This window comes from Saccharibacter floricola DSM 15669, assembly GCF_000378165.1.
Lineage (GTDB): Bacteria > Pseudomonadota > Alphaproteobacteria > Acetobacterales > Acetobacteraceae > Saccharibacter > Saccharibacter floricola.
This window is the reverse complement of the sequence record NZ_KB899334.1, coordinates 1-24,857: the sequence shown is the minus strand read 5'-3', so window position 1 is coordinate 24,857 and position 24,857 is coordinate 1. Positions and strand designations below refer to the sequence as shown.

Below are 24,857 nucleotides of genomic sequence, written 5' to 3'. Positions count from 1 at the left end.
AGAACGTAAAGGCAAAACCTCAAGAAAACCTCGCGTGTCGTTCTCTCAGACTTTGTTTGATGAGATGATGGTTGAGATAATGCTTGGTAAAAAGGTGCGGGAAATTTGTTCAGGCGTTAAGCGGCCTAGCAAAGATACGTTCTTTCGTTGGATCGGGAAAGACACAGCGCTTTCTGACCAGTACGCACGCGCACGCGAACACGCAACGGACGGGTTTGAGGATGACATTCTCGACCTCATTGAACGCACCAACCCAGAAAACGCTACCGCCAACAAAACCAAGTTTGAGATGCTCCGCTGGATGATGGCCCGACGTGCCCCCAAGCGCTACGGCGACAAACAGCAGCTTGAACATAGCGGCCCGGATGGTGGCCCGATTACTGAAATACGTCACACCATAGTTGATCCAAAAGATGGCAGAAACAGCACCCCTTGATATTCAGACACCACGTGTTTTTGCGCCGCTGCTCCAGCCTGCGCGTTATAAGGGCGTGTGGGGTGGTCGTGGCTCTGGGAAGTCTCACTTCTTTGCTGAAAACCTCGTAGCGCAAGCGGTGATGCGCCCCGGCCTACGGGCGGTGTGTATTCGTGAAATCCAGAAATCGCTGGCCATGTCGGTTAAGCAACTTGTGACCGACAAAATCATGAGGCTCGGCTTGGCGGATAAATTCGAGTTGCTCGATAAGGAAATTCGCACACCGGGCGGCGGGGTGATCATCTTCCAAGGGATGCAGAACCACACGGCGGACTCTATCAAGTCGTTAGAAGGGTTTGATGTCGCATGGGTGGAAGAAGCGCAGTCCCTCTCGGCTCATTCGCTCAAACTCCTTCGTCCAACCATCCGCAAGCCCGGCTCTGAAATCTGGTTTAGCTGGAACCCATCGCACGCTGAAGACCCAGTAGATGCGTTCCTTCGCACAACAGAAGCCGAGGCTGATCCTGAGATCGTCGTGGTTTGTGCGAACTGGTCTGACAATCCGTGGTTTCCTGACGTGCTCAATGATGAGCGTGAACGCGACCAGAGGGCGCGGCCTGACGAATACGACCATATCTGGGAAGGTGGCTATCAGCAGGTCACTGAAGCGCTGATCTTCCGCCATCGTGTCGAGTATGGCTGTGACTTTGAAGCGCCCGAAGACGCCCGCCTCTATTACGGTGTGGATTGGGGCTTTGCCAAAGACCCAACGGCTATCGTGCGGTGCTTTATCACTGACGACGTGCTCCATATCGACTATGCAGAAGGCGGCGTTGGGATTGAGATGGACGCTCTGCCTGCTCTATTCGACAAGGTTCCGGGATCACGCTCATGGCCTATCCTTGCCGATTGTGCACGCCCTGAGACGATCTCTTTCATGGCCAACAAGTATAGCTATCGCATCGCAGCCGCGAAGAAATGGAAGGGAAGCGTCGAAGACGGTATTGAGCGCCTCAAGGGCTTTCGCGGCATTCGTGTGCATAAGCGAGCCGAGAAGGTTGCTCGGGAATTCCGCACCTATTCTTACAAGATCGACCGCCAGACAGAAGCCATCTTACCCAAGATTGAGGACGCTAACAATCACTGGATCGACGCCACCCGCTACGCCCTCGATGGCCTTATTCAGAACCGCCGCAAGATGCCGGACTTCTCCGCTTTTGCAGGCCAGCAGGTCGTGCGACGGTCTTTTGTTTAGCCTAGAGAAATATGCCAGAAATCAAAAATTACATTCTTCAGGAAGAAATTTAGACGGTATGCCATCAATCCCGAAAGGAGAATCGGAAGAAATATCATCCCATAACTTATAATTAAATCTGACATCTAATTTCGCATAAGTAAGAACAAGGTATATGTTCCATCTGTTTTCCTTGCCAAATTCCCCCTCAAGATGAGAGAAAGTCATTTTTTTATCACTCTGCCCAAAAAAATTATCATCTATGTATTTTATAATGCGAGAAGCAAAACAAGTTGAAACTTCATAAACATCTTCATACAGACTTACACCATCATCTCCTTCATGAAATATAGGAGAAATTCTATGATAATAAGAGAATGCTAACGCTTCAGAAAAATGATCAGGATTTTGAATAAATCCATTTAAAAATGTTTGCCTCTTAATCTCGTATAATTCTTTCGCAAACAAAGAATCCACAACTACCCTCCAAAGAGAGGGAGTTTAGCTTCCTTCCTTTGATTCTCACAAGACAAAATATAATGTCCCTCTTCCGCAAAAAAGCCACGCCGCCGCCCCAACGGCGCGAACCCGTCGTGCATCCAACGTCTGACGAGAAGCCGCGCTCGTGGTTGTCGTCTCTGTTTGGGCAGTACACGGCTGAGACTGAGCGTTTAGACGCCCGACAAAGCGCGTTTGCAGACCGTTTTAAGCCCTACGACCCTCCTCCAGGCGTGCGAGGACAGGATCATGATCGCCTTGCCTGTGACAGCGCGTCCAATGCAGCGATGGCAAACGTGCAGGCATGGGCTGCGTCGAACAGTGCGGCTGGCGCTGGCTGGCTCGAAGATGGCTTGTTCTTTATGGGCTATCCCTATCTCGCAGAGATGGCACAACGGCCCGAGTTCCGCAAACCATGCGACGTGCTCGCTCGTGAAACGACACGGGAATGGATACGCCTTAAATCAACCAAGAACATTAACATCACCGATTACGATACGGACGACGACGCCAACGCGGCGCGTGAACAGCAATCACGCGAGACGGCTGAGAAAATCAGCGCGATTGAAGCCGAGTTTAAGCGTCTTGATGTCCGCGCTCTGCTCTATCGTATGGTGCTGGACTCTCTGCTTAACGGTGTCGGCTATGTGTGGATTGATATAGCAGGCCTCGCAACAGATGCGACTGGCCAAAATATCCCCCTCAAACTGACCCAACATGGCGTCAAAAAAGGCAGCCTCAACGGGTTCAAGCGCATTGACCCCATCTGGACATCAACCAACGCCTTCAATGCCGATACGCCCTTTCGTGATGGCTTCTATGATCCTGAGAATTACTGGGTTCAGGGCTGTCTGACCCATAAAGACCGCCTGCTAAAGATGGTGCCTTACGAGGTGCCCGACATCTTCAAGCCTGCCTTTAACTTTGGTGGCCTGTCACTCACCCAGCAGCTCCGCCCTTACGTTCATAACTTCTTACGAACGCGTAATAGCGTCAGTGACATCACGGCCAACTTTTCCAAGCTTGTGCTCAAGACAGACATGACCGCAGCCCTGCAAGGCGGCGTGATGGATCACAATGGCACCAGCACGATTATGGGCCGCGCGTCTTTCATGCAGCAAGTGTCTGAAGGGCAAAGCACGATTGTGGCGGATAAGGAGAACGAAGATGTCTCTATCGTCGCCACCCCTCTCGGCGGTCTGTCTGACCTACAAGCGCAGGCGATGGAGGCAATGGCGTCTATTCCCGGCATTCCGCTTGTAAAGCTGTTCGGCATCACGCCAAACGGCCTGAACGCGTCATCGGAAGGGGAAATCCGCGTCTTCTATGACGAGATCGCGGCCTTCCAAGAGAACAACCTGCGACCGATCCTTGAGAAAATCCTACGCCTCGTGCAGCTCAACCTGTGGGGCGAGCTTGATGAGAGCCTCGACTTTGACTTCGTCAATCTCTGGCAGCTCGACGATGAAAAAGCCGCGTCGGTAGAGAAAGCCAAAGCTGAAGCGGATAAGATCAACATCGAAGCGGGCAAGATCACGCCTGACGAGGCGCGTATGCGCGAAGAGCAAGACCAGAACAGCCTGTATCGTGGCGTGAACCTCTCAGGTGAAGCCCCCGGTATTCCTGAGACGGAACCGCCCAACCTTGGCGGCTCTGAAGGCGGCGATGGAGATATGTAATGGCCCGTCTTATCGCCCCCGGTCGTGCCAAGCGCTTGGGCAAGGGCCGCGTCAATGCCGGGCTTGAGGTCACCTATCGCAAGCACCTCACCGTTCTGATCCAGCGGATGCACCGCGATACACTCCAAACCGTGCGTTCCCATTATCGCCGCGCTGAGCCTGACATTGCCCTCGATGCCAACCCGCTGACAGCTCTGCGAAAGGCTCTGGGACAGCTCCGCATCAAATGGCTGCACCTCTTCCGCGATCAAGCCGAAGCCCTCGCTGAACTCGTTGTAAGGAAAGGCTTGCAAGACACGGACGCAGACCTCAAGCGCCGTCTCAAACGTGCAGGCTTTGGTATTACGTTCAAGCCCTCTGCTGACCTCCAGCGTCGCCTTTCCTTGGCGACACAAGAGAACGTGCAGCTCATTACCTCCATTGGGGAACAGTATCAGCAAGGCGTGGCCTCCCTCGTCACAGACGCCGTGATGGCAGGTGGTGACCTTGGGACGCTCACTCAGAAGCTCCAGTCCCGCTACGGCGTGTCAGAACGCAAAGCCACCACCATCGCTCGCGACCAAACACATAAGATCAACCAATCGGTCGAACGTCAGCGTTGTGGCGAGCTGGGCTTAAAAGAAGCCTATTGGCGGCATGTCGGTGGCGGCCGCTTCTCTCGTGACGACCATCGCCGCGCTGATGGAAGGCGTTACCTCGTGGCAGAGGGCTGCCCCATTTCAGGGGAGCACATCCAACCCGGACAGCTCGTGAATTGCCGATGCCGCGCCGAATATATCATTCCCGGTTATAATGACGCCCCTCCTCGCCCGATGGCCCGCGACAGCGCCGGAAACCCCGACCAGCCACGCGATGAGCATGGCCGCTTTATCGCTATTGGAAGCGAGCGCTTCTATCATGATTATGCAAAGAAACGCGCTCAAGAGCTTGACCCGTCCGACAAAGGAAAAGTCCTCACCCGCGCAGGCCGTGCTTTGCAAAAACATGGCGGGCGTCCGGGGAGTGTGTTTGCTCGCCCTACTGGGAGCCCCCAAGCCATTAACGCACAAGGGCAACACCTCATTGAAGAGATTTTAGATGATCCTGACTTGTTGGTGTTTCACAAAAATCAAGGACGTTATGGAAAAAGCTTCCACGCCTTCACGAAGGATGGTACGGATAGAGGAGCTTCATTTTACCCTGAACATAATATGATTGGACTTCTTGAGCCGCTCAGAGATGGTGAATTGGAAGACTATCTTAGGAAGTATTCTCATGGAAAAAAACAATGAATGGCGTTCATACCCTCACATTGTGAGTTACCCTGACTTTGATCGCGTCGTCTGTGAAATATCCGTTTATGGACCAGACAATGCTGGTGGGGATATAGCCTTCCTCTCATATGATAACGGGGATGATGATGTGCGGATCAATCTTTTCCGCACCCCCGATGACGTTACAATTCCCTTGCCTGTTCTCCTAGACGCCATTGAGAAAGGCCGAAAAGCTCTTCTTTGCGAAGAAGAATAACGCCCTCTTCCTCCCCTTTTTATACGCCTCAACAGCCCGCCTTCATGGCGGGTTTTTTTATGAGCACATCTGATGGAACGACTAGCCATTGACCGCATGGGCTCCGTGCGCACCTTTGACAAGGATGGGCGGCTGCATGTGGACACCACGCCCATTAGCAAGGCCAATATTTGCGGCTATTTTGGCCGTGAAATCCCTCGTTCTGAAGAGCTTGGCCTCAAACCCGAACAGACCTATCGCCTCCTCCGCGATCCGATCGAACTCGAACGTGGCGCTGCGACCTTTAACGGCCTCCCCGTTTTAGATGAACACCCCACGAACACCTCACGCGTCACCGCTGCCGACCCGCAAAAGCATATCGTTGTGGGCTCGACGATGCGAAACGCCATCTTTGAAGACCCCTACCTTAAAAACGGGCTGACCATCTGGGACGGCCCACTGATTGAGAAGATCAAATCTGGCCAGCAGCGTGAGCTGTCCTGTGGCTATGATTACGACGCCGATATGACCCCGGGCACCTACAAAGGCGAGCCCTATGACGGACGCATGACCAACATTCGCGGCAACCATGTGGCTCTTGTGCCCAATGGCCGCGCTGGGAGTGACGTCATCGTTCACGACACTGCACAAGGAGCGCCAATTATGGCCGAAACAAAAGAAAAAACAGGCTGCGACAGCCAAGACGATACGTTGCGCAACATCTTAGGCGAAGACGCCGATGACGATAAAATCGCCGCGATTAAGAAGCTCTTCACCTCAAGCGCCAATGACGGCGATGATGATGACGACAAAGCAACGAAACCCGCCGAAGATGGAGACGAAGGCGACGACAAGGAGGGCAAAAAGCCTTCTGCCAATGACGGCGAAGAGGACGGCAAAGCAACGAAACCCGCTGAAGATGGCGATGAAGACGATCCCAAAAAGAAACCAGCGAAAGATGACGGCGAGGACAAAGAGCGCGGTCGTAAAGCTGCAACAGATAGCGCCATTAACCGCATAGTAGAGCGCCGACTGGAGCGCGAACGCCAACGTCAACGCGCGGCAAACGATGCGCGTCGTGATGTCCGCCCGCTCGTCGGCGAGGTGCATGACCTCGATAACGCCGCAGATATTTACCGCTACGCCCTCTCTCAACAAGGCATGGCCAATGACAGCCTTACAGGTGTCAATACACCCGGCTTGAAGGCATTGGTGCAGGCTAAGGTCAACGCGCTTTATCCCACACAAAGTCCCCGCCCGGCTGCCAACGACAGCGCAGGGAGTAATCCGCTTGCAGCTTTTGGCGCAACCTCTCTTCCCCGCAGATTATAAGGCTTTACGATGAGTTTCCCTACCCGCATTAATTATGGCCCTCCTCTGGGCTATCCGGGCGATCAAGCGAGCGCCAATCCCACCCGCACAGCTATCCCCGGCGAACTTGGACACCGAGCCGGAGATGGCGGCGTTACAGTTGGGGCGTTCGCTTGGGTGCAGGACGATGGCGTAACGGTGTTAAATAAGCCGCCTGCCAGTACACCCAACGCACCCCCAACAGGATTTGCGATCCGCGACCAGAGCAATGTCAATCTAGGCAATGTTCTCAGTCAATCCACCATGATCGTGCCGCCGAACTTCATGGTCACCTTACATACAGGTGGCGATTATTTCGCGGTTTCGTCCACGCCAGCAACCCCCGGCCAAGCTGTTTACGCCTCTTTAACAGATGGCACCATCCAAACAGGTTCCCCCGGTGCCGCGCCCTCTGGCACCAGTGCAACAGGATGGATTGTCACGCGCGGAGCAGACGCAGGCGCAGTCATGATTATGAGCGCCACTGTTGGCCCTGCTCAGGCTTCTTCCCCTTCTTCTTCCGGTAAAACTTCATGACGACACAAACCTATCGCACCGTCGCGCCAGCTCTCCAGCGACATTATGGCGTTGAGCTACGCGGCATTACTCACTTTACTCACGAACGCCCTCTTGCCACCGATGCCGCGCCATCATATGCGCCCGTTACAGCGCCTAATAACGGCATTCCTGCGATTGTCGGCTCAACGATTGACCCGCAAGTTGTCCGGGCCTTAGTGACGCCGACCAAGGCAGCGCAGATTTACGGCGAGGTGCAAAAAGGATCACGCACGCAACGCGTCGTGTATTTCCCCTTCTCTGAAAATTCCGGCACAACGGCGGCCTATGGCGACTTCAGTCAAGCGGGGGCTACAGGCGCTAACGTCAACTGGGAGCCGCGTGAGACCTTCATCTATCAGACATGGATTAAATACGGCGACCTTGAGACAGAAATGATGGGGGAAGCCTCCGTTAGCTGGATCAATGAGCTTCGCACTTCAGCGGTCATGACGCTCAATAAACGGGCTAATCTCATCAGCTTGTTTGGCATTGACGGGAAGAATGTTCGTGGTGCCCTCAACGACCCAGACTTGCCGCCTGCTATCAGTCCAACGCCCAAAGCTGGGGCACAATCTGGGAAAACCGTCACTTCATGGGCAGAAACAGGCGACCCAATCGCCATTTTTGGGGATGTGCAAGAACTGTTCCGCCGCCTTAATGCTCAACTGCAAGGGCTGATTGATACCAATAGCGAGCTCGTCTTGGTGATCCCTTCGGAACTCTCCAATGTGCTCACCTATACAAATTCCTTTGGCATCACGCTGTCTGACATCCTCAAGAAATCGTTCCCCAACATGACGATAGAAACACTACCTGAAGCAGGCCCCGCTATGGCAGGCGGAAATGGGGGGATCACACAGCGTATTATTCAGCTGTTCGCTAAAGCAATCGACGGCGTTGAAACCGTTTTTACCGCGTTCTCATCCAAGCTGATTATGCACCGCCTCGAAACCTATTCGACATCCTATCGCCAGAAAGCCTCTCAAGGAAGCTCGGGAACCGTATGGCGGCGTCCAATGGCCTGCGCAACGATGATTGGAGTATAACGCTATGGCCCAACAAACTGTTACCGTGTTCTGTCGCCTACCATCCGGGATTGTTCTGTCTCTCTACCCAGAGGGGGAAGCAGAGCGCCGCGCGGAGGCTGAAAAAGCCAAGCGCCCCGATATGTCCGTGATGAAAGCCATACAATCTGTGACCTTAAATGGGGCAAAACATGACCCACGCTTCCATCCAATGCACAATAGCATTCTAGGTCTTGCTGGCCGCACAGAGGTGCCAAGCGACTTCTGGGAGGCGTGGAAAAAGCAAAACGCCACCTCGTCTCTTCTGAAAGAGCACATCATCTTTGCGGAAGCCAATGCCTCACGCGGCGAAGGTCGGCTGGGCGAGCTGAAAGACATGAAGACAGGGTTTGAAGGACGCCCCGCAACCGACTACAGCCCCGATGAAAGTGCCATGCAGGCACAGCGATGACCGCCGGTGTTGTTGAGTTCTCCTACACGGACTGGGCGGCGGCCTTCCCCGACCTTGCGCAGAGTGTGAAGGAGCCACAGGCGCGGATGCTGTTCCGGCAAGCGTGCCTGTTCCTCAACAATACCGCCTTTTCCATGGTGAAAGACGTTGAGGAGCGGCAGGACTTGCTCTGGCTGCTCATGGCCCATATCGCCCAGCTTGGCTTGAACGCTAGCGGGTCGGGACGTTCCGGCACGCAAGGTGGCGTGGGGCGCATCGCGTCCGCCTCTCGGGGCTCTGTCTCCGTCTCGTTCGACGGGGCGGGCCTGCCCTCAAAGGCTGGCTGGTTTACCCAGACGCAATACGGCCTCACCTACTGGCAAGCGACCGCTCAATACCGTCAGATGAGGATGATTCCCGGACGCCCTCATCCGGCGAGGATTTGGCCGTAAGGTGCGATAGAACATCCGAGAGAGCCGCTTGCCGCTCATTGATAAGAGCAACAAGGCGCTCATGAAGCCAAAGCGGGGTCTCATTCTGTCCCGAAGCCCACCGTCGCATCGTGCGGCTATTAACGCCAAGAAGAACGGACAAATCTGTCTGCCAACGCTCCCCAAAAAGAGACTGACCAACGCGGCACAAAAGGTCTGCATCAACCATCACAAGGAAAGCCCAATCGCAGCACCGCAAAGCAAGCCCACGCCCACAGCAGCGTAGAGAACGTATTTACTATCAAGAAAACGGTCGATCATTTTCATCATTTTTCTCCCTCGGGGAAGGCGCTTAAAGCGCCTTGATGAGAGTAATAAGAGCACTCATAACAGCCGCAACCGCAACAACGATTGCCGTCACAACCTTGAGTCTTTCTGTTCTGATTTGAGCGAGCTTCAAAGCCGTATCGGCATTCAGGTTTCGGATACGGGCTTTTTCTTCAAGGGTCATCATTTGGTCTCTCCAAAATTGGATGGGCTTCGTTGCCGCGTCCATGTCCTATATTTAGGACACTATCCTCATACCGTCAAGTAAAAACCTATGTCTTCTTCCATAAAAGGCGGCGCAAAAATGGCCGCTCACCTTAAAAAAATCCAAGAAACTCTTGGGAAAAAGAAAGCCGTTAAGGTCGGCTTCTTTGAAAACGCCACCTATCCAGACGGCACGTCCGTAGCCACGGTGGCCGCCACACAAGAACTCGGCTCACCTGCGCAAAACATCCCTGCTCGTCCCTTCATGAAGACCACATTCGATGAAAAACAAAAAAAGTGGATGAGGATCGTCAAAAGAGCGCTACAGGAAGACGGCCATGACCCAGACGTCGCGCTAGAACGAGTTGGTCTTGCCGCTGCTGAAGATATTAAAAAAGCCATTCAAGCCGTCCATGAGCCGACACTAGCTGTCAGCACCATCAAGGAACGCCTGCGGGACTGGGAAGAAACGGGCGCTTTTGAGAAGGATACAGACCTCCAAAAACCCCTCATCCGCACAGGACATATGCTTAACTCTGTGTCCTATCAGGTGGAGGATGACGATGGTTCTTGACCTCTACGATATGGCGCTTGGCTTAACGACGGCGGTTAACCCTCTGACAGAGGGCGTGCTCAGACGCTCCAGCGGGCCGGTGCGGCAGGATGATTATAGCGTCAGTGACGGCTATGAGGACATTCCTGTCCAGATGGAGGTTCAGGCCCTCTCAACGTCTGACCTTCAACTGCTGGACACCCTCCAACAACAGTCAGAAGCCCGCGCTGTCTATCTTCGCGGCTCGGCACAGGCCCTTAACCGCCCACTTCAAACCGGCGGTGACGTGCTGGTCTTTGAGGGCTCTGAATGGCTCATAACCCAAATTCTCGAAGAATGGGGAGACGACGAATGGCGCAAGGTGATTGTTACGCGGCAAATCGCACAGCCACAAACATCCAACTAACCCCAACTGAACCGCAGATTATGAAGGCGCTTGGAGACTGGCTCGAGACGGTGCTTCCGTCAGGTTGGGTCGTGCTTCAAGCCCAGCAAAACCGCGCAACACCGCCGATCCCGCCCTTCGCACTTATGCAGATCATTTCTCGAAAGCGCGTCGCTACCAATAGCCGCGAGTATCATGACCAGAGCGTCACCATCATTCAGTCGCTGGTGATGACCATCCAAGTCACGCTCTACGGCACTGGGGCAGGTGATGGCGCTGTGCAGCTCAATACCGCTTGGCGCGACCATGATGCGGTCGCCTTTTTCCGTGACGTTCTGCCTGAAGCCGCCCCGCTTTATGGCTCAGAGCCCCGGCAACATCCCTTCACAACGGCTGAAAAGCAATATGAGGACACATGGTCACTTGACCTCGCCCTTCACATTAACAGCCGCATCACCCGATCCGTTGAGAGCGCCATACAGCTCTCTATGCCCTCCACCCGTATTGTGGGAGCAGATCGGCTAACCGATGAGGTGGATCGCTAATCTTCATTCTTCCCCCTTACCCATACAGGAACTCACCCTATGAGCACTCTTATGGGGGCTATCCCCATCTCCAAAACCGTTAAAGTCACCCCGTCAGCGATTACTTCAGCAGGCGGGGTGTCGTTTATCAACGGCCTGATCCTGACGAACAACACGCAAGCCTTGCCTGCTGGGAAAATCCGGGCCTATGGCTCAAGCGCCGCCGTTGCCACAGACTTCACGCCTGCAAGCATCGAAGCACAAATGGCGAGTGTGTATTTCTCAGGATTCCGTGGCACCACACAAACGCCCAGCACGCTCTATTTCTACAGCGTTGACCCTGCCTCAGACGCAGACCCCGCGTCTCTTATGAAGGTGGTGACATCCGCAACACAAAGCTTCACCGGCTTTACCACAAGCTGGGAGCCAACCCTTGAACAGAAGCAAGCCTTCGCCACATGGACAAGTGCTCAGTCTGATCGCTACTGGTATGTCCCTTGGGATACCGACGAGCAGGCCCTTGACCCACAAAGCGGCGCAAGCTTTGGCGCGTGGCTGAAAAAACAGTCACCAGAGGGCACAACGGCGATTTACAAAGACCCGCTGGTCTCCGCGCTCTGCCTCGGCTGGATGGCGTCTCTGGACTTCAGTGCGACCAATGGCCGCACAAATCTGTGCTTCCGCCGCAATGGGGCCATCACGCCCGCCGCGATTGACGGGGACACATCTGATGCCCTCATTGCCAACGGTTACTCCTTCTATGGCGCCAACGCGAACGGCCTTGGCGACTGGCAATGGGTCAGCAATGGCGCGGTGTCGGGACAGTTCCTCTGGGCTGATAGCTATATCAACCAAGTCTGGCTCAATGCCTCGTTCCAGTCTGACCTCATCAATCTCCTGCTTAATGTAGGGCAGATTCCTTACAATACGCAGGGTGACGGCCTTATCAGCGCGGCGGTGCAGAACACCATCAACCAAGCCGTTAGCTTTGGGGCCATCCGCCCTGGTGTTGCTCTGACCGACCTCCAAAAGCAGCAGATCGACGGCGCAGCAGGAACCTCTATTAGCGGCACGGTTGAAAGCCGTGGCTGGTATTTCCAACCCAACGCGTCCTCAACCCCGGCCAGCGTTCGGATCGCACGGGGCAGCCCGCCTTGCCGCTTCTGGTACACCGACGGCCAATCTGTCCAATCCATCAACCTAGCCAGCCTTGAGGTGCAATAATGGCCACAGGTCTTCTTACCTCCGCCGATGCCGTCTTTACGCTGACCGTTCAAACCCTGTTCAATGCGCCCATCACCCTTGAGAACTGGGCAGCAGCGAAGGGATGGGAAAGCCAATCTCTCAAGCTCGCCGATACGCGCATGTCAATGGACGGGAAGCTCAACAAAGGCTTTGTGCCCTCAGCTCTCGACATGACGCTGCACTTCTCGCCCAATTCCAACACCTACAAACTGTTCGACACCATCGCGACCGCCGCCCGTCAAGGGCAGACAGTCTATGTCCTCAATGGGGAGATCACCCTTAAAGGGCTGGGGCGGAAATATACGCTCATTAACGGTGTCTTAATGGAATATAACGCCGTGCCCAATGCCAGCGAAATGCTGGACGATGTCACGGTGCATATCCGCTGGGAAAGCATTCTGCCAGCAGGCGTCTAAGGGAAACTCATCATGAAGAGCATCGAATGGTCTCCCAGCACGGGAGACGATAAAGGCAAGCGCTTTATCATCACGCGCATGTCCGCTTTTACAGGCGACCGCTGGGGGCGCAATGTCGTGCGCTCTCTGGCTCGTTCAGGCAGCCGCACTCCGCGCGAAGCGCTGGAGGTCGGCATTGCAGGACTAGCCGGGCAGTCAATGGCCGTCTTCGGCAACATGACCAACGAAGAATGCGATTACGCCTTCCAAGGGCTGCAAGACTGCGTCACCATTGATCGCGACCCCAGCAATGACGGCGTTAAGCCCGCTCCGCTCACGGAGATGGATATTACCGACCCTCAAACCCTGCCCGACCTGCGCACAGAGGCGTTCAAGCTTAATGTGGGTTTTTTGAAGGCCGCGACTTCCCAGATTTATCCGTTCGTCGCGGCCCTGAGGGAGAAGCTAACCCCCAACGAGCCGCCCGCTGCGTCAACGTCTCCGCGCCCCTAGCCGCCGTTCTGGGCAGCGGCCTCGCCACCTTGCATGACCTTAAAACCGTCTATGACACGGAAGATATGTGGCTGCTTTGGGAAGTGGCCGCTGTGGAGAAGCTTAATAACGCCTAATGCGACAGTGAGTGTTGAGCTGCTTCACCCAATACTTTTTCCGCCCATTGGTTCAGGCTTGTTCCCCCCAGTTCAGCAGCAAGGGAGACCTGAGCATGAACCTCTGGAGACAGCCGAAACATGACACGCCCGCTATAAGGCTTTTGCGGAGGTTTCCCCATCTCTGCGCATGTCTCAAGATAGTCATCAACGGCCTCCTGAAAGGCGGCACGCAGATCAGCAACAGTCCCGCCTTCAAACGTGATAATATCGCGAATACCGGCTAACCGACCGATAAAGAGATCATCTTCATCGGAAAATTCAACACGAGCGCAATAGCCTTTGTAACGCATCTTATTCATGGCGTTGCTCCGTTTTGCTTTAAAAACTCACGCACAGCCCGCACTTGGTAAGGCTTCGCCTCTTTGCTTGGATGCGGCCTGTGCACGGCCAAAACCTGTTGACCTAAAATAAACTTCACGCGTGACCCACTACCTTCCATGACGCGGCATCCAAGGCTGATAAGCAAGGCCTCAATGTCTGCCCATGCCAATGTAGCACTCACCGGGTTTGTGAAAATGGCGTTCAACAGGGCCTTATGCTTGCGCTTCATGCAAGCATAGAAGCAAAACACCCCAGAAGATGCAAGCAAAAAAATATTCTCTATGAGGCCCTCACTATGGCAATGGTTACTGACTCCTTCGTTATCACCCTCGGGCTTGACGGCTCCGCCCTCGCCAAAGGCACCAAACAATCCCAAGAGGGGCTTGAGAAGCTGAAGGAAGGCACTCAAAACACAGGGGAAAGCCTCAAGAAGACCGGCAAAGACGGGGCCGATGCCTTCGCAGCTTTCCGCCGTGAAGCCGTCGGGGCGCTTGCCCTCTTTACCGGCGGCAAGTCCCTCATGGGCTTTACCAAAGACATCACAGAAGCCAACACCGCCCTCGGCAACCTCTCAAACCAGCTCGACATCGCCCCACAGAAGCTCACTCAGCTTCATTATGCGGCAAAGTCCGTTCATGTGAACCCGGGAGACGTGGACAGCTTCTTCGTCACTCTACAAAACAAGTATGCCGACGGCAAAACGCGCGCTGAGGTCAACAATCTTTCACAGATGCTCGGCGTTGATCTCCTTAAAAGCGACGGTCATGTGCGCGATGATGCCCTCGACCAAATCGCCCGTTCCAAAGTGTATCAGTCGCAAAGCCGCGCCGTAAAAGACGATACCATACAAAGGCTAGGCGGCCCTGCCTCGCTCAATAATCTTCTAACACGCAACGATTATGACGCTATTAAGAAGACATTCGAGAATATGGGGCCAACCCGGGCACAATTTGAACAATCACAACAGATTTACAGAGACTGGACAGAGCTTCAGGCAAACACCGATAAAGTCATGCAGCAGGTCTATAGCGACATAGACCCGTCTATTCACAACTTCATTCAGTCTCTCATCGCCATTGAGAAAGCCCACCCAGACGAGATCGCGGGCGGCATCAAAGACGTTGCTGAGGCTCTGGCCGTTATCTCTGCCCTTCTCACTGCACGCGGCTTTTTATCATCGCTCAAGACCATTGCCGGCGTCAGTGTCAAAGGCGGCGGCGCTGGTGCAGCAAAAGCCGCTGGGAGGCTGGGCGTGGCAGGAGCCGCTGCTTGGAGTACAGACACGTTCTTTCAGTCCGGGATTAGTCACAAGATCACCAACTCCATTGCAGAAGGTGAAGAATACGCAAAGAAGACATGGGGCCTTAACAAGACACTCAACGACCTCCTCCAACGCGATGTAGACCGGCGGCACGAGCTCATTAAAGGTGATGGCGGCCTTTTAAGCACGGCTAGCGTGGCAATAGAGGAATGGGCCGATATTCTTGGCACAAGCAAGGATGCTCTCCTTGGCCATTCCACTCCTTCATCGCCTGCGCCTCCCTCACCGACACAAAACAACACCCCGCCCGCTAAGGCCGCCGCAGGGATGGCGCGTGGGGAACGTAACAACAACCCCGGTAATCTCCGCTTTGCTCGCCAAGACGGCGCACGCCCAGAAGACCCCGCTCATCCTAAGCAAGGCTTTGCGGTGTTCAACACACCAGAAGAAGGGCTTTCCGCTCTTAAAAGGCAGCTCACGCTTTACAATACGCGCGACCATCTCGACACAGTTGAGGCGATCATCAACAAATACGCGCCACGGTCAGACCAGAACCAGACAGACAGCTACATCCAAACGGCCTCCCAGCGGCTTGGGGTGAAGAAAGATCAACATCTCGGCACCTTGTCCCCCCGCGTGATGGCGACCTTAATGCACGCGATTATCGGCGTGGAGAATGGGCATGACCGCTATGGGGCTCTTGTTGACCGGATCGCAGCTCAAACACCCAACAACAGAGCCACCTCTCGCACATCGTCCTCAGCCCAGCAGCGGCGCAACGACCATGCCCCCGAACGCAGCCCGCTGACCCTGCCGCCCTCTTTCCTCAGCTCCTTCACCAAAGCGGAGGAAGAGCGGCAGAACAAGCATGAACAGATGGTGTCACGCCTCACAAACGCCACACGAGCCGCCACAGCTGCCTCGACCACCACACACAACACAACGCACCACACCACAACGAATGCGCCGGTGGTCAACGTCACCGTGCACGGCGGCAATGGCTCCCCCGATGACATAGGCCAAGCGGTCTCATCGCACATCTCACAAGCACTCACAGACACGGACTTTAGCGCTACGATGTAAGGACGCATCTATGAAAATCTTATCAGGACTAGAAGGCACAGCATCCGCCGTTGCAGGGCAAGCGCTAGAGGGCTGGGCTATTGCCCGCGCCGCCAAACATTGGGGCATCTTTAAGCGCGAAGAAGAAACGGTAACGGAGAAAGGTGACGACGGGAAAGACCACGCTATTCCCGTTTATAATGCAACAGAGATCAAGGATGGCGTCGTTCATAAGCCCACCCGCTCTTACGTTACCAAGAAAATCCTCGGCGCGTCTCATGTTGAAACGCTTGAGATGAGCAAAAGCAGCACCCTGAGCACCGCCCCGCAAGAAGACGGAGCGTTCCTTTCTTACAACAAGATCAAGAACCCCTATCAAGTGACCCTACGCCTCATCTGCGACGGCTCCGAGAGCGGCAATATGTGGGAGAACATGCTCCCCGGCTTTGTGCGTGGCTTGATGGGGGACGGCATAGATTCCGTGAAGAAAGCCTTCATTAAAGAACTCGACAGCATCGTGGACGATACCGGCCTCTACTACGTCTCTACGCCAGAGAAAATGTATAGCAACGCCAACATCATCAGCTACCGCATAAAACGCGCTTCAGACGGCACGTCAGACATGCTGGTGATCGACATCACCCTTCAAGAAGTCCGCAGCGCTAAAACAAGCGGCTGGGTCAAAACAAAATACCCCCAAGGCGCTCCTAAGCAAAATACCGGCACCGTCGTGCCTCAACCCATGCCCAACACTTCTGGCGGAGTAAGCACATGACATCTTTTTCTATCCCACTCGACCCTCTCGCCTCGCAGGAGAAAAACTGCGCTCTCGCGGGGCAACCCTGCCGCATCTGGATACGTCAGCTCTCAACCGGCCTCTATCTCGACCTCTGGATGAATGAGCAACGGATGCTTTCCGGCTGCCTCTGCTTAGACCGCGTGGAGATGATCCGAAACCCTGCCTCACCTTTCCCCGGAACGCTGATGTTCGTCGATCAGCAAGGCACGCAAGACCCCACCTTTGACGGCCTCGGGAGCCGCTTTCTGCTCACATTCACGGAGAGCCCCAATGTCTGATGGTTCCTTCACCCGCAAGCAACTTATCGTCACGTTCGACGTTGTTAATCAGGACGGCTCTCACGACAGCCTGACACTGGCAGAAAACCACCGCATCCGCGCCACCATCTCTCATGCGGGGATGAGCATTGGGTCGGAACTCGCCTTGACGATTGAAGGCATGAGCCCCGACAAAATCGCCCGCCTGTCTTATCTCAAAAACACCCCCAACGTCATCAACCCCACCTTACGCAACCAATCCAGCAGCACCGTGACCGTTCGTGCAGGCACCTACGGCACGGCCCTTCCCATCGCCTTTCACGGCATGGTGTGGGAAAGCTACGCCTCCTTTAATGGCGGCTCCAGCACCTTCACCGTCAAGGCTCTTACCGTAGTCGCTCTGGCCAAAGTAATCCCACCCGCCCTCAGCTATCGCGGGCCGCGTACGGTTTCGTCCATTTTTCAGGATATTTGCACAGGGGCAGGTATCACCTTAGTCGATCATGGCGGCTGGGACACGTATGGAACCCTTTATAATCATTACGTCGAAGGGACTAAACTAGACCAAATTGAAGGCACGCTTGAAGCAACAGGCGGAACGTATGATTTTGTCCCCATTGTCCGCACGGAAGATCATGAAAGAGTCTCTGTTTCTGGAACGCTCCATATATGGGGGCCTAATTATAACGGCACACAAGGGAAACCCCAGCCTTCCGCGCCACTTATTTCCTCCCAAAGCGGTATGGTCGGCTATCCCAACTATAGCGCCACGGGCCTGACCTTCTCCTGCCTCTTCCGGCAAGATATCGCCTTTTATGTCCCCCTACAGGTGAGCAGCCAACAAATGCCCGCAGGCTGGCAAGAGGTCGGCACGACCGGGAAGAACCAGCAAGGCCAAACCCTACGCATCCCCTCTAAACCTTATGATGGGCTCTGGTTGCCCATCTATGTCTCTCACGATTTATCAGCAGAAGTGCCTAACGGGCCGTGGTTTACCACTGCTGAATGCCAACGAACGGATATGACCGGCTATGTCCTCCCCCATTAATAAAATCCCCTACCTCCGATCACGTAGCACCCGTTCAGCTCTGAGGAATGCCTTAGCTAAATTAGGCTCGCCTATGCTGGTTCGCGTGGAAGCCGTGCATCAAGACGGTGTTTCTTTAACCGGCAAGGTTGATGTCCTGCCGCTGGTGCAACAGCAAGACGGGCTAGGTCGCACGCATCCGCGTGAGATCGTGCATGACGTGCCCTATCTTCGTATCCAAGGTGGCACATCAGCCCTGATTATCGACCCCAAACCGGGCGATATTGGCTTTATCGTCGTGTCAGGGCGCGACCATAGCCATGCTGTCTTGAATAGAGCGCCTTCCCTGCCCGCATCGTCGCGCGTCTTTGCGCTAAAAGATTGCGTCTATGTCGGGGGCTTCCTCAATGACGCCCCCTCTCAATATGTGCAGTTTACGGACGAAGGGATCAGGATCGTGACCCCCGGAAAAGTCGAGATCGAAGCCGCTTCCATTACAGCGAACTGCAACTTCACCACCACGGGAGATGTAACCGCAGGCGGTATTTCATTGATGAACCACACACATAGCGGCGTACAACCGGGAGGGGGAACAAGCGGGAAACCTACTGAATAGTCGCTCGGTCACAGATATGGCTTTCCTCAAGACGAATAACGCTATCGTCATCACTTCGGGGGTCAGCCATATCAGGCGCGGTTCGCCCAATATTATAGTCCCCGACGAGCTGCATCGCGAACACAGCGCATTGTGACTGTGGCTTATGCACCATCGCCCATGTCGCATTATGGGCCGTCTCGGGGGTCAGTCCCATCTGCCTAAGATGAAGCTCATCACGCGACGCGATCGTTGCTTGGGCATTCTGATACTGTTCCTTAGTCAGAAGGGGCTGAGAAGAGCAATGCCCCCGAGCACACATGGCTATATCCTCTTTTCTATTATCTTCATCAATCCATTCTTGTTTAGAGTTTATTCTCTCTGCCTCTATGGGTTTTACATCATCGGGCAAATTATTATATTCTTCTGTAGTTTGCTTCTTCAGAAACTGCGTAAATTCTGCGTCGCTCATCTGGCTGATGTTAGGCACTGCCTGCGCCTGCCCTACTCCTACCAAGCCAAGCGCCATAGCGGCTAACAGTGCTTTCTTCATGGTTCCTCTATTTCAGCTATCTTCCGTTTTTTAGCGTTATCTAACATTTCAATTATGTCGTATAAATTTTTCTTTAACTCCTTACTATTTTCTATATAATCCTCAAGTGTCGGCGCGCTTCCTTGTCCTGTTCCATCTTTCGATGATCTTATGGACTCTTCAAGCCTTTGAACTATCTCCGCATTCATTGAGTGAGATTGCAATTTTGCCGCTTCCAAAAGCGCTTTATGCACTTCCTTAGGAATCCGTAGCGTTATTCTAGTGTAGCGGTCTTCTGCCATTTTTTGTCCTTACAAGATGACATACAGCCAGATAACACGAAAATAGTGTCATTAATAGTTGACACCAAAATAGTGCCATGCAACATATATGACACGACATCAGTGTCGTTGAGAGGGTATTAAATGACGTTTATCGATGAATGTCGCCGCATGACATTAAGGCTCCGTCCTGATGTTTACGAAGTGGTAAAGCGATCTGCTTCTAAAAATTTTCGGAGCATTACCGCTGAGATCAATGAACTTCTACTCAATGCAATCAAAAAGGCACCAGAGCCCACCGACCAAAGCGTCTCTGATGCCCCTAAACAATCAGTCAAGGAGACCAATCAATGACGAACGATAACCTAATTCCCTTCACATTTGAAGGAAAAGATGTGCGCGTTGTCACACAAAGCAATGAGCCTTGGTGGGTTCTGTCTGATGTGTGTGATGTGCTGGAGCACAGTAACAGCCGCAAAGCCGGGGAACGCCTAGACGCTGATGAAAAAGCTGACGTAAACATTAGTTACACCAGCTCAAACGGCGTTACACAACGACGCAACGTAACAACTATCAATGAGTCCGGCTTGTGGTCTCTGGTTCTGACAAGCCGCAAGGCAGAAGCCAAGCGTTTCAAGAAGTGGCTTACCTCTGAGGTGATCCCCTCCATCCGCAAGCATGGCGGCTATATGGTGGCCTCTCAGAAGGACACACCAGAAACTCTCATGGCTCGTGCTTTGCAGTTAGCTGACCGCACGATCAAAGAGCGCGACGCACAACTTGAGGTTGCAAACCCTAAAGCCCTCGCTTTTGACGAACTCGCCAACACAGAAGGCACCTTCACCCTACGCGACAGTGCCAAGCTGTGCGGATGGCCGGAGAAGCGTTTCATTCAGAAGCTCGTGCAAGACCCGATTAAGTGGCTCTACGTGCAAACCTCTACAGGCCGCAAGCACGCCTACGCCAAGCCGATCAAAGAGGGCTATATGGACGTAAAGCAGGTGACGATCTTTCACAAAACCACAGGCCGGGAAACCTACGGGCAACCAGTGCTCACCCAAAAGGGCCTCACTAAGATTGCAACCACACTAGGCGCGTTCACCCCTGTAAAGGAGATGGCCCATGCTTAACACCACAAAGAAGCATGGGAGTTTTTCCGCTCCCTTAGGAGAGCATAAAACTTCCATCGAAGAACAACTGAATGAGCTTTACGGCATTCAAGCGACCCTAGACTCTCTTTCTCAAGGCGATGAGCCCGTAAGAGCTATTACAATTGCATGGCTCGCAAAGAGGTTGGAATATGTGCATGACGAGATAGAGAAGTATTCTTTATCCCCCATGCACTCTAGCTCTGTTCAAGAAGGTATCGCGTAAAAAGCTTCCCTACTCCGCCTCATCAAAGGCGGGAAAGATTAACCTCCAATAAGCCGCTCCACACCGGGGCGGCTTTTCGCTCAAAGAGCACAACCCTAATACCGTGCAACCAAGCAAAGAAAACACGAGCCACTTACTTAATGTTTTGTGAAGAAATAACCGAGCAAACCTAAAGCGCCGATCTTATCACCCGGCGAAACATTACCTACTACAGTGCCATCTCCACCTCTAACGGTGCCATCGCTTTCAATCCTACCTGCTACAGTGCCATCTCCACCTCTAATGGTGCCATCGCTTTCAACATTACCTACTACAGTGCCGTCTGAACCTCTAACGGTACCATCGCTTTCAATCCTACCTACTACAGTGCCATCTCCACCTCTAACGGTGCCATCGCTTTCAGTCCTACCTACTACAGTGCCATCTCCGCCTCTAACGGTGCCATCGCTTTCAGTCCTACCTACTACAGTGCCATCTCCACCTCTAACATCCCCAGCATAAGCTGCGGGAGCCAATAGAAGCGGTAATGTCAGTAGAGAAGCACCAATAATAGAACGGTAAGATAACATAATAAATCTCCTTTTTCTTATTGTTATGCTTCTCCTTTTTCTCCCTAAAAGCAATATCTCGTAAGATTATTGTTTTTTAACATCGCGGCAATATGCCACCTATTAACGTATCTATGCCGCTCCACACCAGGGCGGCTTTTTTTTATGGGCTGTATCGTAAAGCATCTCACAGTAAAGGTTCTCTTATGTTCTGGAACGCTAAAAAGAAGAAATCTGATAAAGAATTTCAAGAGTGGAAATTACAAGAAAAGCTCACGCGCGTAACAAACAGCTACCAAGAAGCAGCAAAAGTTCATGAGCGTATCAAGAACCGTTTATTTAGTGTTCTATCCCTCTCCACAACCTTATGCTCTGCAAGTCTTGCCGGAGCTTTTACAAAACAGAGCTATGCTACGATATGCGGCGGTATGTCTATTGGCTTTGCTGCTGTCATTGGAACGTGCATTTTAGGGCTAAGGCCCAGACAAACAAAAACAATCAATATTGGCCCTGATACGATAGAAAGCATCATGGCCTCACCGCCTGCCGCTCAAACGAGAGAAGAAGGGGTAAGGCGTATGACGCTCTACATAGATGGTGCGTCCCTTGAAAACTTTAAAACAGCTTCCAAAGATAGGCGCTATCTTATAGCAGCATGGAGGCTACTTTTTGCCACTCCCATTGCGGCTACCTTGGCTACCCTTCTGTGGAAGTGGGCTCCCGTTTCCTACAGATGGGCCTCTCGTATTTGGTAGGGCGGAATCCATCCCCATTCTTCCATCAACATGCCGAGGGTCTGTTGCGGCCATCTTCATAATATCGTGTTGAGATGGGCCGCATTGGCTAGGCGGCGCATTTTTCTTATCGCTCATTATTAGTTCCTTTCACAGGGAACAGAGCGTACCCCTCATTAAGAGTAAACAGCCGCACAAAACCGCCATTATGCCGCTCTTTATGGGCGGCTTTTTTATGTCTGGAACATCCCATGACCCAAACAGAACGACCTAGCCTCTATACCCATGTTTCTCATCTATGGATGGAACCTACCGGGGAAGGAACATCGCTTCTTATCTCTGTTGAACATCTTCCAGCCGATGTCCGAGCCCCGATCTTCCTTTCCCTCTCCAATGTCCAAGAAACTATTGGATATCTGGAACTTGAATGTGTTGGTGCCATTAATGGGAAAGCATTGCTTCAAGCCAAGGGATTACGACTGGCGAATGCTGGAGCCCCTGTTGAACCAAGCCAGATACTACAGTTTTCGTGCGCACAAAAAGAAGAACTGCTTTCATGACCTCCCTCCTCCTTGATGCGGATAGCTGGGACATTGGGCTTGATGATACCGGCAACCTTGCCGTGGCGTCTGACGCGCAGAGCATCCTTCAAGATGCGTGCTCGGCAGAGCAAACATGGCTCGGTGAGGTTCTGTATGACCAGAGCCTCGGCGTGTCCTATGACGACGCGCTTTTAGCTGGCAAGTCCACCAGTCCCTTCTATGCCGCCGATGTTGAACAAGCCGTGCAGGCCGTGCCCGGTGTGGCCGCTGTAACGTGCCATCTTCTCACCCCAACATCAGAACGCCGCCAGACGGGCATTCTTGTCATCACCGCAACCAACGGACGCACTGCTTATGTCGCTTTCTGACCCCACAACAGCCGTGCCACAGCCCCAACTCACCGAGACAGGCTTTATTGCGCCCTCTGAGCAGGACATCCTCGCAGGCCGGGTCAGTGACTTCAACATGGCTCTCGGCGGCACAGCCAACCCTGCTCTTAATACCCCGCAAGGCCAACTTGCCCTATCGGACACCGCCGTGCTTGGCGCCGCCTTCGCGGCCCTCTTATCCCTCTTCAACGGGATTGACCCAGCCTCTGCCTCGGGTCGGATGCAAGAAGCCATCGGGCGGCTGTATTTTATGGAGCGCCGCGCCGCGACCCCTACAACCGTGACGGTGCAGGCCACGCTCAACAATCCCGGCCAGACCATCGCGGCTGGCACGGTTGTGGCGTCAGACCCTAACGGCCTTCTCTACAGCACGCCCTCCGCCGTTACCTTGCCGCAAGGGGCACAAACCGCCACGCTTGATCTCGCTTGCACAACAGCCGGGGCCATCCCGTGCCCTGCTCAAAGCCTCCAGCTTTATCAAGGCGGTCTCGGCATCGCCTCACTGACCAATCCAGCCCCTGGCTCTATGGGTAGTGAGGCCGAGAACCGAACGGACTTTGAGACGCGGCGGCGGAACTCTGTCGCAGCCAATAGCCGCAGCCAAAACGCGTCTTTGATGGGCGCCTTGCTGGAACTGGATGGCGTGACGGACGCCTACGTGATGGATAATCCCAGCGGCAACGCGACGACGATCAACGGGGCGCCGATGGAGCCACACGCGCTCTATGTGCTCGTCGAAGGCGGGACGGAGACCGCGATTGGCCAAGCGATCCTTACCAAGAAGCCGCCCGGTATTGCTACGATGGGCGAGCGTCTTGTCACCGTGCAGGACACCAACCCGGTCTATGACGGCAATCGCCCCTCCTACACCTTTCGTTATGACCGACCGCAGCCCGTGCCCGTGAGCGTCGCCGTCACGCTCGAACAATCCGACAGCGTGCCATCTGATGTGGTTGCGCAGGTGCAGGCTGCCATTATGGGCGTGCTCACGGCGGGCCGATACCGCGCGCGGATGGGCGGCACGCTCTATGCGTCCCGCCTCTCGGCGGTGGTCGATGCGCTAGGCGATTGGGCGGAGGTGCTCTCTCTGACCCTCAGCACGGCCAACACCAGCGGACAAACCCGCTTAAAACTACCCATCAATCAGCTCCCGACCGTCACCCCAGCCACGATCACCGTGGAGCTTGTATAATGGACGATCTCCGCAGCACGATCTTGGCGCAATATGCCAACTCCCCGCGCCTTCTATCGCTCATAAGCACCTTCAACCAAGCCGCCGATCCGCACGCCCTTATCGAGCGCTTCTACAACGACGTCTGGAACATCGACACCGCTAAAGGCTGGGGGCTGGATGTGTGGGGCCGCATCGTGGGTGTGGGCCGCGTTCAGAAAGTACCTCAACCGCGCTATCTCGGCTTTGACGAAGCGAACGACAGCACCGGAACGGCGCTCCCCTTCAATGAGGGCTTCTTTTATAACGGTCCCACCAGTACGCAGAACTTCGCTCTCGCCGATGACGCGTATCGCAGGCTCATCATGGCCAAAGCGGCGGCCAATATCTCCAGCGGCTCCATTGCCGACATCAACCGTATTCTCATGCTGATCTTTGGCGACCGAGGGATGATCTACCTCTCCGAAGGCACGCCAGCCAACGATTATCTAGGCTTTTCGGAGGCCAAAAGAGGCGCCGACACGCCCCAGACGTTCAATAACGGCATCTTCT

The 24,857-nt window shown here is 54.0% G+C and carries 36 protein-coding genes; 29 read left to right on the top strand and 7 right to left on the bottom strand.

Going from position 1 to position 24,857, the window contains the following annotated elements; genetic code table 11:
- Positions 1 to 34: 34 nt before the first annotated feature.
- Together F457_RS0101940 and F457_RS0101935 are read left to right on the top strand one after the other, a co-directional pair.
- Positions 35 to 436, top strand: a complete 402-nt coding sequence (locus F457_RS0101940; RefSeq protein WP_156809322.1) for a terminase small subunit-like protein — start codon at positions 35 to 37, stop codon at positions 434 to 436.
- Positions 414 to 1,670 (top strand): PBSX family phage terminase large subunit, encoded by a 1,257-nt coding sequence (locus F457_RS0101935; RefSeq protein ID WP_018979445.1) that lies wholly within the window; start codon positions 414 to 416, stop codon positions 1,668 to 1,670. Before F457_RS0101940 ends, F457_RS0101935 begins: the two co-directional genes overlap by 23 nt.
- Before the next feature lie 21 nt (positions 1,671 to 1,691).
- Here the strand turns inward: F457_RS0101935 and F457_RS0101930 are convergent, their stop codons facing one another.
- The gene (locus F457_RS0101930; RefSeq protein WP_018979444.1) at positions 1,692 to 2,126 is read right to left on the bottom strand and encodes a hypothetical protein; all 435 of its coding nucleotides are present in this window, start codon (positions 2,124 to 2,126) and stop codon (positions 1,692 to 1,694) included.
- A gap of 62 nt (positions 2,127 to 2,188) precedes the next feature.
- On the opposite strand from F457_RS0101930, the gene F457_RS11960 reads away from it, so the two are divergent.
- From F457_RS11960 to F457_RS0101890, 8 genes are all read left to right on the top strand, one after another.
- Positions 2,189 to 3,826 carry a phage portal protein gene (locus tag F457_RS11960; RefSeq protein WP_018979443.1) on the top strand — a complete coding sequence of 546 codons (1,638 nt, stop codon included), beginning with the start codon at positions 2,189 to 2,191 and terminating at the stop codon, positions 3,824 to 3,826.
- The gene (locus tag F457_RS0101920; protein WP_018979442.1) at positions 3,826 to 5,097 is read left to right on the top strand and encodes a phage head morphogenesis protein; all 1,272 of its coding nucleotides are present in this window, start codon (positions 3,826 to 3,828) and stop codon (positions 5,095 to 5,097) included. Before F457_RS11960 ends, F457_RS0101920 begins: the two co-directional genes overlap by 1 nt.
- Positions 5,081 to 5,335 carry a hypothetical protein gene (locus F457_RS0101915; RefSeq protein ID WP_018979441.1) on the top strand — a complete coding sequence of 85 codons (255 nt, stop codon included), beginning with the start codon at positions 5,081 to 5,083 and terminating at the stop codon, positions 5,333 to 5,335. Before F457_RS0101920 ends, F457_RS0101915 begins: the two co-directional genes overlap by 17 nt.
- A gap of 72 nt (positions 5,336 to 5,407) precedes the next feature.
- Complete coding sequence (locus tag F457_RS11955; RefSeq protein WP_018979440.1) at positions 5,408 to 6,646, top strand: DUF2213 domain-containing protein; 1,239 nt, start codon at positions 5,408 to 5,410, stop codon at positions 6,644 to 6,646.
- Positions 6,647 to 6,655: 9 nt separating this feature from the next.
- The gene (locus F457_RS11950) at positions 6,656 to 7,201 is read left to right on the top strand and encodes a structural cement protein Gp24 (RefSeq protein WP_018979439.1); all 546 of its coding nucleotides are present in this window, start codon (positions 6,656 to 6,658) and stop codon (positions 7,199 to 7,201) included.
- Complete coding sequence (locus F457_RS11945) at positions 7,198 to 8,268, top strand: hypothetical protein (RefSeq protein ID WP_018979438.1); 1,071 nt, start codon at positions 7,198 to 7,200, stop codon at positions 8,266 to 8,268. The genes F457_RS11950 and F457_RS11945 overlap by 4 nt, the downstream gene beginning before the upstream one ends.
- Before the next feature lie 4 nt (positions 8,269 to 8,272).
- Positions 8,273 to 8,698, top strand: a complete 426-nt coding sequence (locus tag F457_RS0101895) for a hypothetical protein (RefSeq protein WP_018979437.1) — start codon at positions 8,273 to 8,275, stop codon at positions 8,696 to 8,698.
- Positions 8,695 to 9,129, top strand: a complete 435-nt coding sequence (locus F457_RS0101890; protein ID WP_018979436.1) for a DUF4054 domain-containing protein — start codon at positions 8,695 to 8,697, stop codon at positions 9,127 to 9,129. The genes F457_RS0101895 and F457_RS0101890 overlap by 4 nt, the downstream gene beginning before the upstream one ends.
- Before the next feature lie 331 nt (positions 9,130 to 9,460).
- On the opposite strand, the gene F457_RS0101880 is transcribed toward F457_RS0101890, so the two are convergent.
- Positions 9,461 to 9,622, bottom strand: a complete 162-nt coding sequence (locus F457_RS0101880) for a hypothetical protein (protein WP_156809321.1) — start codon at positions 9,620 to 9,622, stop codon at positions 9,461 to 9,463.
- A 117-nt stretch (positions 9,623 to 9,739) separates the two neighbouring features.
- On the opposite strand from F457_RS0101880, the gene F457_RS0101875 reads away from it, so the two are divergent.
- Genes F457_RS0101875 through F457_RS11935 form a run of 6 tightly spaced genes read left to right on the top strand, consistent with a single transcriptional unit; the run spans position 9,740 to position 13,254 of the window.
- The gene (locus F457_RS0101875) at positions 9,740 to 10,213 is read left to right on the top strand and encodes a hypothetical protein (RefSeq protein WP_018979433.1); all 474 of its coding nucleotides are present in this window, start codon (positions 9,740 to 9,742) and stop codon (positions 10,211 to 10,213) included.
- Positions 10,203 to 10,598, top strand: coding sequence for a hypothetical protein (locus F457_RS0101870; RefSeq protein WP_018979432.1), 396 nt, complete (start codon positions 10,203 to 10,205; stop codon positions 10,596 to 10,598). The genes F457_RS0101875 and F457_RS0101870 overlap by 11 nt, the downstream gene beginning before the upstream one ends.
- A complete protein-coding gene (locus F457_RS13205) occupies positions 10,544 to 11,122 on the top strand; it encodes a phage neck terminator protein (RefSeq protein ID WP_156809320.1) in 579 nt (192 codons plus the stop codon). Before F457_RS0101870 ends, F457_RS13205 begins: the two co-directional genes overlap by 55 nt.
- 39 nt (positions 11,123 to 11,161) lie before the next feature.
- Positions 11,162 to 12,325 carry a DUF3383 family protein gene (locus tag F457_RS0101860; RefSeq protein WP_018979430.1) on the top strand — a complete coding sequence of 388 codons (1,164 nt, stop codon included), beginning with the start codon at positions 11,162 to 11,164 and terminating at the stop codon, positions 12,323 to 12,325.
- On the top strand, positions 12,325 to 12,762 hold the full coding sequence (locus F457_RS0101855) for a phage tail fiber protein (protein WP_018979429.1): 438 nt from the start codon (positions 12,325 to 12,327) through the stop codon (positions 12,760 to 12,762). The genes F457_RS0101860 and F457_RS0101855 overlap by 1 nt, the downstream gene beginning before the upstream one ends.
- 12 nt (positions 12,763 to 12,774) lie before the next feature.
- Complete coding sequence (locus F457_RS11935) at positions 12,775 to 13,254, top strand: hypothetical protein (RefSeq protein ID WP_018979428.1); 480 nt, start codon at positions 12,775 to 12,777, stop codon at positions 13,252 to 13,254.
- Positions 13,255 to 13,366: 112 nt separating this feature from the next.
- On the opposite strand, the gene F457_RS0101845 is transcribed toward F457_RS11935, so the two are convergent.
- Positions 13,367 to 13,711, bottom strand: coding sequence for a type II toxin-antitoxin system HicB family antitoxin (locus tag F457_RS0101845; protein ID WP_018979427.1), 345 nt, complete (start codon positions 13,709 to 13,711; stop codon positions 13,367 to 13,369).
- Positions 13,708 to 13,962, bottom strand: a complete 255-nt coding sequence (locus F457_RS0101840; protein ID WP_026294085.1) for a type II toxin-antitoxin system HicA family toxin — start codon at positions 13,960 to 13,962, stop codon at positions 13,708 to 13,710. The genes F457_RS0101845 and F457_RS0101840 overlap by 4 nt, the downstream gene beginning before the upstream one ends.
- A gap of 66 nt (positions 13,963 to 14,028) precedes the next feature.
- Here F457_RS0101840 and F457_RS14065 point away from each other — a divergent pair, with 66 nt between their 5' ends.
- From F457_RS14065 to F457_RS11930, 5 genes are all read left to right on the top strand, one after another.
- Positions 14,029 to 16,077 carry a structural protein gene (locus tag F457_RS14065; protein WP_018979425.1) on the top strand — a complete coding sequence of 683 codons (2,049 nt, stop codon included), beginning with the start codon at positions 14,029 to 14,031 and terminating at the stop codon, positions 16,075 to 16,077.
- A 10-nt stretch (positions 16,078 to 16,087) separates the two neighbouring features.
- On the top strand, positions 16,088 to 16,831 hold the full coding sequence (locus tag F457_RS0101830; RefSeq protein ID WP_018979424.1) for a phage baseplate protein: 744 nt from the start codon (positions 16,088 to 16,090) through the stop codon (positions 16,829 to 16,831).
- Positions 16,828 to 17,133, top strand: a complete 306-nt coding sequence (locus F457_RS0101825; RefSeq protein ID WP_018979423.1) for a phage baseplate plug family protein — start codon at positions 16,828 to 16,830, stop codon at positions 17,131 to 17,133. Before F457_RS0101830 ends, F457_RS0101825 begins: the two co-directional genes overlap by 4 nt.
- Positions 17,126 to 18,160 (top strand): hypothetical protein, encoded by a 1,035-nt coding sequence (locus tag F457_RS0101820; RefSeq protein WP_018979422.1) that lies wholly within the window; start codon positions 17,126 to 17,128, stop codon positions 18,158 to 18,160. Before F457_RS0101825 ends, F457_RS0101820 begins: the two co-directional genes overlap by 8 nt.
- A gap of 73 nt (positions 18,161 to 18,233) precedes the next feature.
- Positions 18,234 to 18,755 (top strand): phage baseplate assembly protein, encoded by a 522-nt coding sequence (locus F457_RS11930; RefSeq protein WP_018979421.1) that lies wholly within the window; start codon positions 18,234 to 18,236, stop codon positions 18,753 to 18,755.
- Here F457_RS11930 and F457_RS0101810 read toward each other — a convergent pair.
- Together F457_RS0101810 and F457_RS11925 are read right to left on the bottom strand one after the other, a co-directional pair.
- Entirely contained in the window at positions 18,745 to 19,287 is a 543-nt protein-coding gene (locus F457_RS0101810) for a hypothetical protein (RefSeq protein ID WP_018979420.1), read from the bottom strand. The genes F457_RS11930 and F457_RS0101810 overlap by 11 nt on opposite strands.
- A complete protein-coding gene (locus tag F457_RS11925) occupies positions 19,284 to 19,568 on the bottom strand; it encodes an Arc family DNA-binding protein (protein WP_018979419.1) in 285 nt (94 codons plus the stop codon). The genes F457_RS0101810 and F457_RS11925 overlap by 4 nt, the downstream gene beginning before the upstream one ends.
- A 123-nt stretch (positions 19,569 to 19,691) precedes the next feature.
- Between F457_RS11925 and F457_RS14060 the strand changes: the two genes are divergently transcribed.
- From F457_RS14060 to F457_RS0101790, 3 genes are read left to right on the top strand one after another with little or no spacing between them, the layout of a single operon-like run.
- On the top strand, positions 19,692 to 19,901 hold the full coding sequence (locus tag F457_RS14060; RefSeq protein ID WP_018979418.1) for a hypothetical protein: 210 nt from the start codon (positions 19,692 to 19,694) through the stop codon (positions 19,899 to 19,901).
- On the top strand, positions 19,898 to 20,677 hold the full coding sequence (locus F457_RS0101795; RefSeq protein ID WP_018979417.1) for a phage antirepressor KilAC domain-containing protein: 780 nt from the start codon (positions 19,898 to 19,900) through the stop codon (positions 20,675 to 20,677). The genes F457_RS14060 and F457_RS0101795 overlap by 4 nt, the downstream gene beginning before the upstream one ends.
- Positions 20,670 to 20,921 carry a hypothetical protein gene (locus F457_RS0101790; RefSeq protein WP_018979416.1) on the top strand — a complete coding sequence of 84 codons (252 nt, stop codon included), beginning with the start codon at positions 20,670 to 20,672 and terminating at the stop codon, positions 20,919 to 20,921. Before F457_RS0101795 ends, F457_RS0101790 begins: the two co-directional genes overlap by 8 nt.
- Before the next feature lie 137 nt (positions 20,922 to 21,058).
- Here F457_RS0101790 and F457_RS11915 read toward each other — a convergent pair whose 3' ends face one another.
- Positions 21,059 to 21,490 carry a 5-fold beta-flower protein gene (locus F457_RS11915; RefSeq protein WP_018979415.1) on the bottom strand — a complete coding sequence of 144 codons (432 nt, stop codon included), beginning with the start codon at positions 21,488 to 21,490 and terminating at the stop codon, positions 21,059 to 21,061.
- A 92-nt stretch (positions 21,491 to 21,582) separates the two neighbouring features.
- Here F457_RS11915 and F457_RS0101780 point away from each other — a divergent pair, with 92 nt between their 5' ends.
- The 5 genes from F457_RS0101780 to F457_RS11910 all read left to right on the top strand — a co-directional run.
- Complete coding sequence (locus F457_RS0101780; protein WP_156809319.1) at positions 21,583 to 22,224, top strand: hypothetical protein; 642 nt, start codon at positions 21,583 to 21,585, stop codon at positions 22,222 to 22,224.
- Positions 22,225 to 22,454: 230 nt separating this feature from the next.
- Positions 22,455 to 22,763 carry a hypothetical protein gene (locus F457_RS0101775; RefSeq protein ID WP_018979413.1) on the top strand — a complete coding sequence of 103 codons (309 nt, stop codon included), beginning with the start codon at positions 22,455 to 22,457 and terminating at the stop codon, positions 22,761 to 22,763.
- Complete coding sequence (locus tag F457_RS0101770) at positions 22,760 to 23,113, top strand: hypothetical protein (RefSeq protein ID WP_018979412.1); 354 nt, start codon at positions 22,760 to 22,762, stop codon at positions 23,111 to 23,113. Before F457_RS0101775 ends, F457_RS0101770 begins: the two co-directional genes overlap by 4 nt.
- The gene (locus F457_RS0101765) at positions 23,100 to 24,326 is read left to right on the top strand and encodes a baseplate J/gp47 family protein (protein ID WP_018979411.1); all 1,227 of its coding nucleotides are present in this window, start codon (positions 23,100 to 23,102) and stop codon (positions 24,324 to 24,326) included. Before F457_RS0101770 ends, F457_RS0101765 begins: the two co-directional genes overlap by 14 nt.
- Positions 24,326 to 24,857, top strand: a 532-nt coding sequence (locus tag F457_RS11910; protein ID WP_018979410.1) for a DUF2612 domain-containing protein, incomplete at its 3' end; no start/stop codon positions are given. The genes F457_RS0101765 and F457_RS11910, both read left to right, overlap by 1 nt.

Coding starts and splice junctions, on each gene's coding strand:
- F457_RS0101770 (WP_018979412.1), top strand. CDS start 22,760: ATGACCTCCCTCCTCCTTGATGCGGATAGCTGGGACATTGGGCTTGAT.
- F457_RS0101845 (WP_018979427.1), bottom strand. CDS start 13,711: ATGAATAAGATGCGTTACAAAGGCTATTGCGCTCGTGTTGAATTTTCC.
- F457_RS11955 (WP_018979440.1), top strand. CDS start 5,408: ATGGAACGACTAGCCATTGACCGCATGGGCTCCGTGCGCACCTTTGAC.
- F457_RS0101810 (WP_018979420.1), bottom strand. CDS start 19,287: ATGAAGAAAGCACTGTTAGCCGCTATGGCGCTTGGCTTGGTAGGAGTA.
- F457_RS0101795 (WP_018979417.1), top strand. CDS start 19,898: ATGACGAACGATAACCTAATTCCCTTCACATTTGAAGGAAAAGATGTG.
- F457_RS11915 (WP_018979415.1), bottom strand. CDS start 21,490: ATGTTATCTTACCGTTCTATTATTGGTGCTTCTCTACTGACATTACCG.
- F457_RS0101895 (WP_018979437.1), top strand. CDS start 8,273: ATGGCCCAACAAACTGTTACCGTGTTCTGTCGCCTACCATCCGGGATT.
- F457_RS0101775 (WP_018979413.1), top strand. CDS start 22,455: ATGACCCAAACAGAACGACCTAGCCTCTATACCCATGTTTCTCATCTA.
- F457_RS0101920 (WP_018979442.1), top strand. CDS start 3,826: ATGGCCCGTCTTATCGCCCCCGGTCGTGCCAAGCGCTTGGGCAAGGGC.
- F457_RS0101830 (WP_018979424.1), top strand. CDS start 16,088: ATGAAAATCTTATCAGGACTAGAAGGCACAGCATCCGCCGTTGCAGGG.
- F457_RS11945 (WP_018979438.1), top strand. CDS start 7,198: ATGACGACACAAACCTATCGCACCGTCGCGCCAGCTCTCCAGCGACAT.
- F457_RS11930 (WP_018979421.1), top strand. CDS start 18,234: ATGCTGGTTCGCGTGGAAGCCGTGCATCAAGACGGTGTTTCTTTAACC.
- F457_RS0101870 (WP_018979432.1), top strand. CDS start 10,203: ATGGTTCTTGACCTCTACGATATGGCGCTTGGCTTAACGACGGCGGTT.
- F457_RS14065 (WP_018979425.1), top strand. CDS start 14,029: ATGGCAATGGTTACTGACTCCTTCGTTATCACCCTCGGGCTTGACGGC.
- F457_RS0101860 (WP_018979430.1), top strand. CDS start 11,162: ATGAGCACTCTTATGGGGGCTATCCCCATCTCCAAAACCGTTAAAGTC.
- F457_RS0101780 (WP_156809319.1), top strand. CDS start 21,583: ATGCCACCTATTAACGTATCTATGCCGCTCCACACCAGGGCGGCTTTT.
- F457_RS0101840 (WP_026294085.1), bottom strand. CDS start 13,962: ATGAAGCGCAAGCATAAGGCCCTGTTGAACGCCATTTTCACAAACCCG.
- F457_RS0101935 (WP_018979445.1), top strand. CDS start 414: ATGGCAGAAACAGCACCCCTTGATATTCAGACACCACGTGTTTTTGCG.
- F457_RS11960 (WP_018979443.1), top strand. CDS start 2,189: ATGTCCCTCTTCCGCAAAAAAGCCACGCCGCCGCCCCAACGGCGCGAA.
- F457_RS0101820 (WP_018979422.1), top strand. CDS start 17,126: ATGTCTGATGGTTCCTTCACCCGCAAGCAACTTATCGTCACGTTCGAC.
- F457_RS14060 (WP_018979418.1), top strand. CDS start 19,692: ATGACGTTTATCGATGAATGTCGCCGCATGACATTAAGGCTCCGTCCT.
- F457_RS11950 (WP_018979439.1), top strand. CDS start 6,656: ATGAGTTTCCCTACCCGCATTAATTATGGCCCTCCTCTGGGCTATCCG.
- F457_RS13205 (WP_156809320.1), top strand. CDS start 10,544: ATGGCGCAAGGTGATTGTTACGCGGCAAATCGCACAGCCACAAACATC.
- F457_RS0101915 (WP_018979441.1), top strand. CDS start 5,081: ATGGAAAAAAACAATGAATGGCGTTCATACCCTCACATTGTGAGTTAC.
- F457_RS0101855 (WP_018979429.1), top strand. CDS start 12,325: ATGGCCACAGGTCTTCTTACCTCCGCCGATGCCGTCTTTACGCTGACC.
- F457_RS0101790 (WP_018979416.1), top strand. CDS start 20,670: ATGCTTAACACCACAAAGAAGCATGGGAGTTTTTCCGCTCCCTTAGGA.
- F457_RS0101875 (WP_018979433.1), top strand. CDS start 9,740: ATGGCCGCTCACCTTAAAAAAATCCAAGAAACTCTTGGGAAAAAGAAA.
- F457_RS0101765 (WP_018979411.1), top strand. CDS start 23,100: ATGTCGCTTTCTGACCCCACAACAGCCGTGCCACAGCCCCAACTCACC.
- F457_RS11925 (WP_018979419.1), bottom strand. CDS start 19,568: ATGGCAGAAGACCGCTACACTAGAATAACGCTACGGATTCCTAAGGAA.
- F457_RS0101880 (WP_156809321.1), bottom strand. CDS start 9,622: ATGATGACCCTTGAAGAAAAAGCCCGTATCCGAAACCTGAATGCCGAT.
- F457_RS11935 (WP_018979428.1), top strand. CDS start 12,775: ATGAAGAGCATCGAATGGTCTCCCAGCACGGGAGACGATAAAGGCAAG.
- F457_RS0101825 (WP_018979423.1), top strand. CDS start 16,828: ATGACATCTTTTTCTATCCCACTCGACCCTCTCGCCTCGCAGGAGAAA.
- F457_RS0101890 (WP_018979436.1), top strand. CDS start 8,695: ATGACCGCCGGTGTTGTTGAGTTCTCCTACACGGACTGGGCGGCGGCC.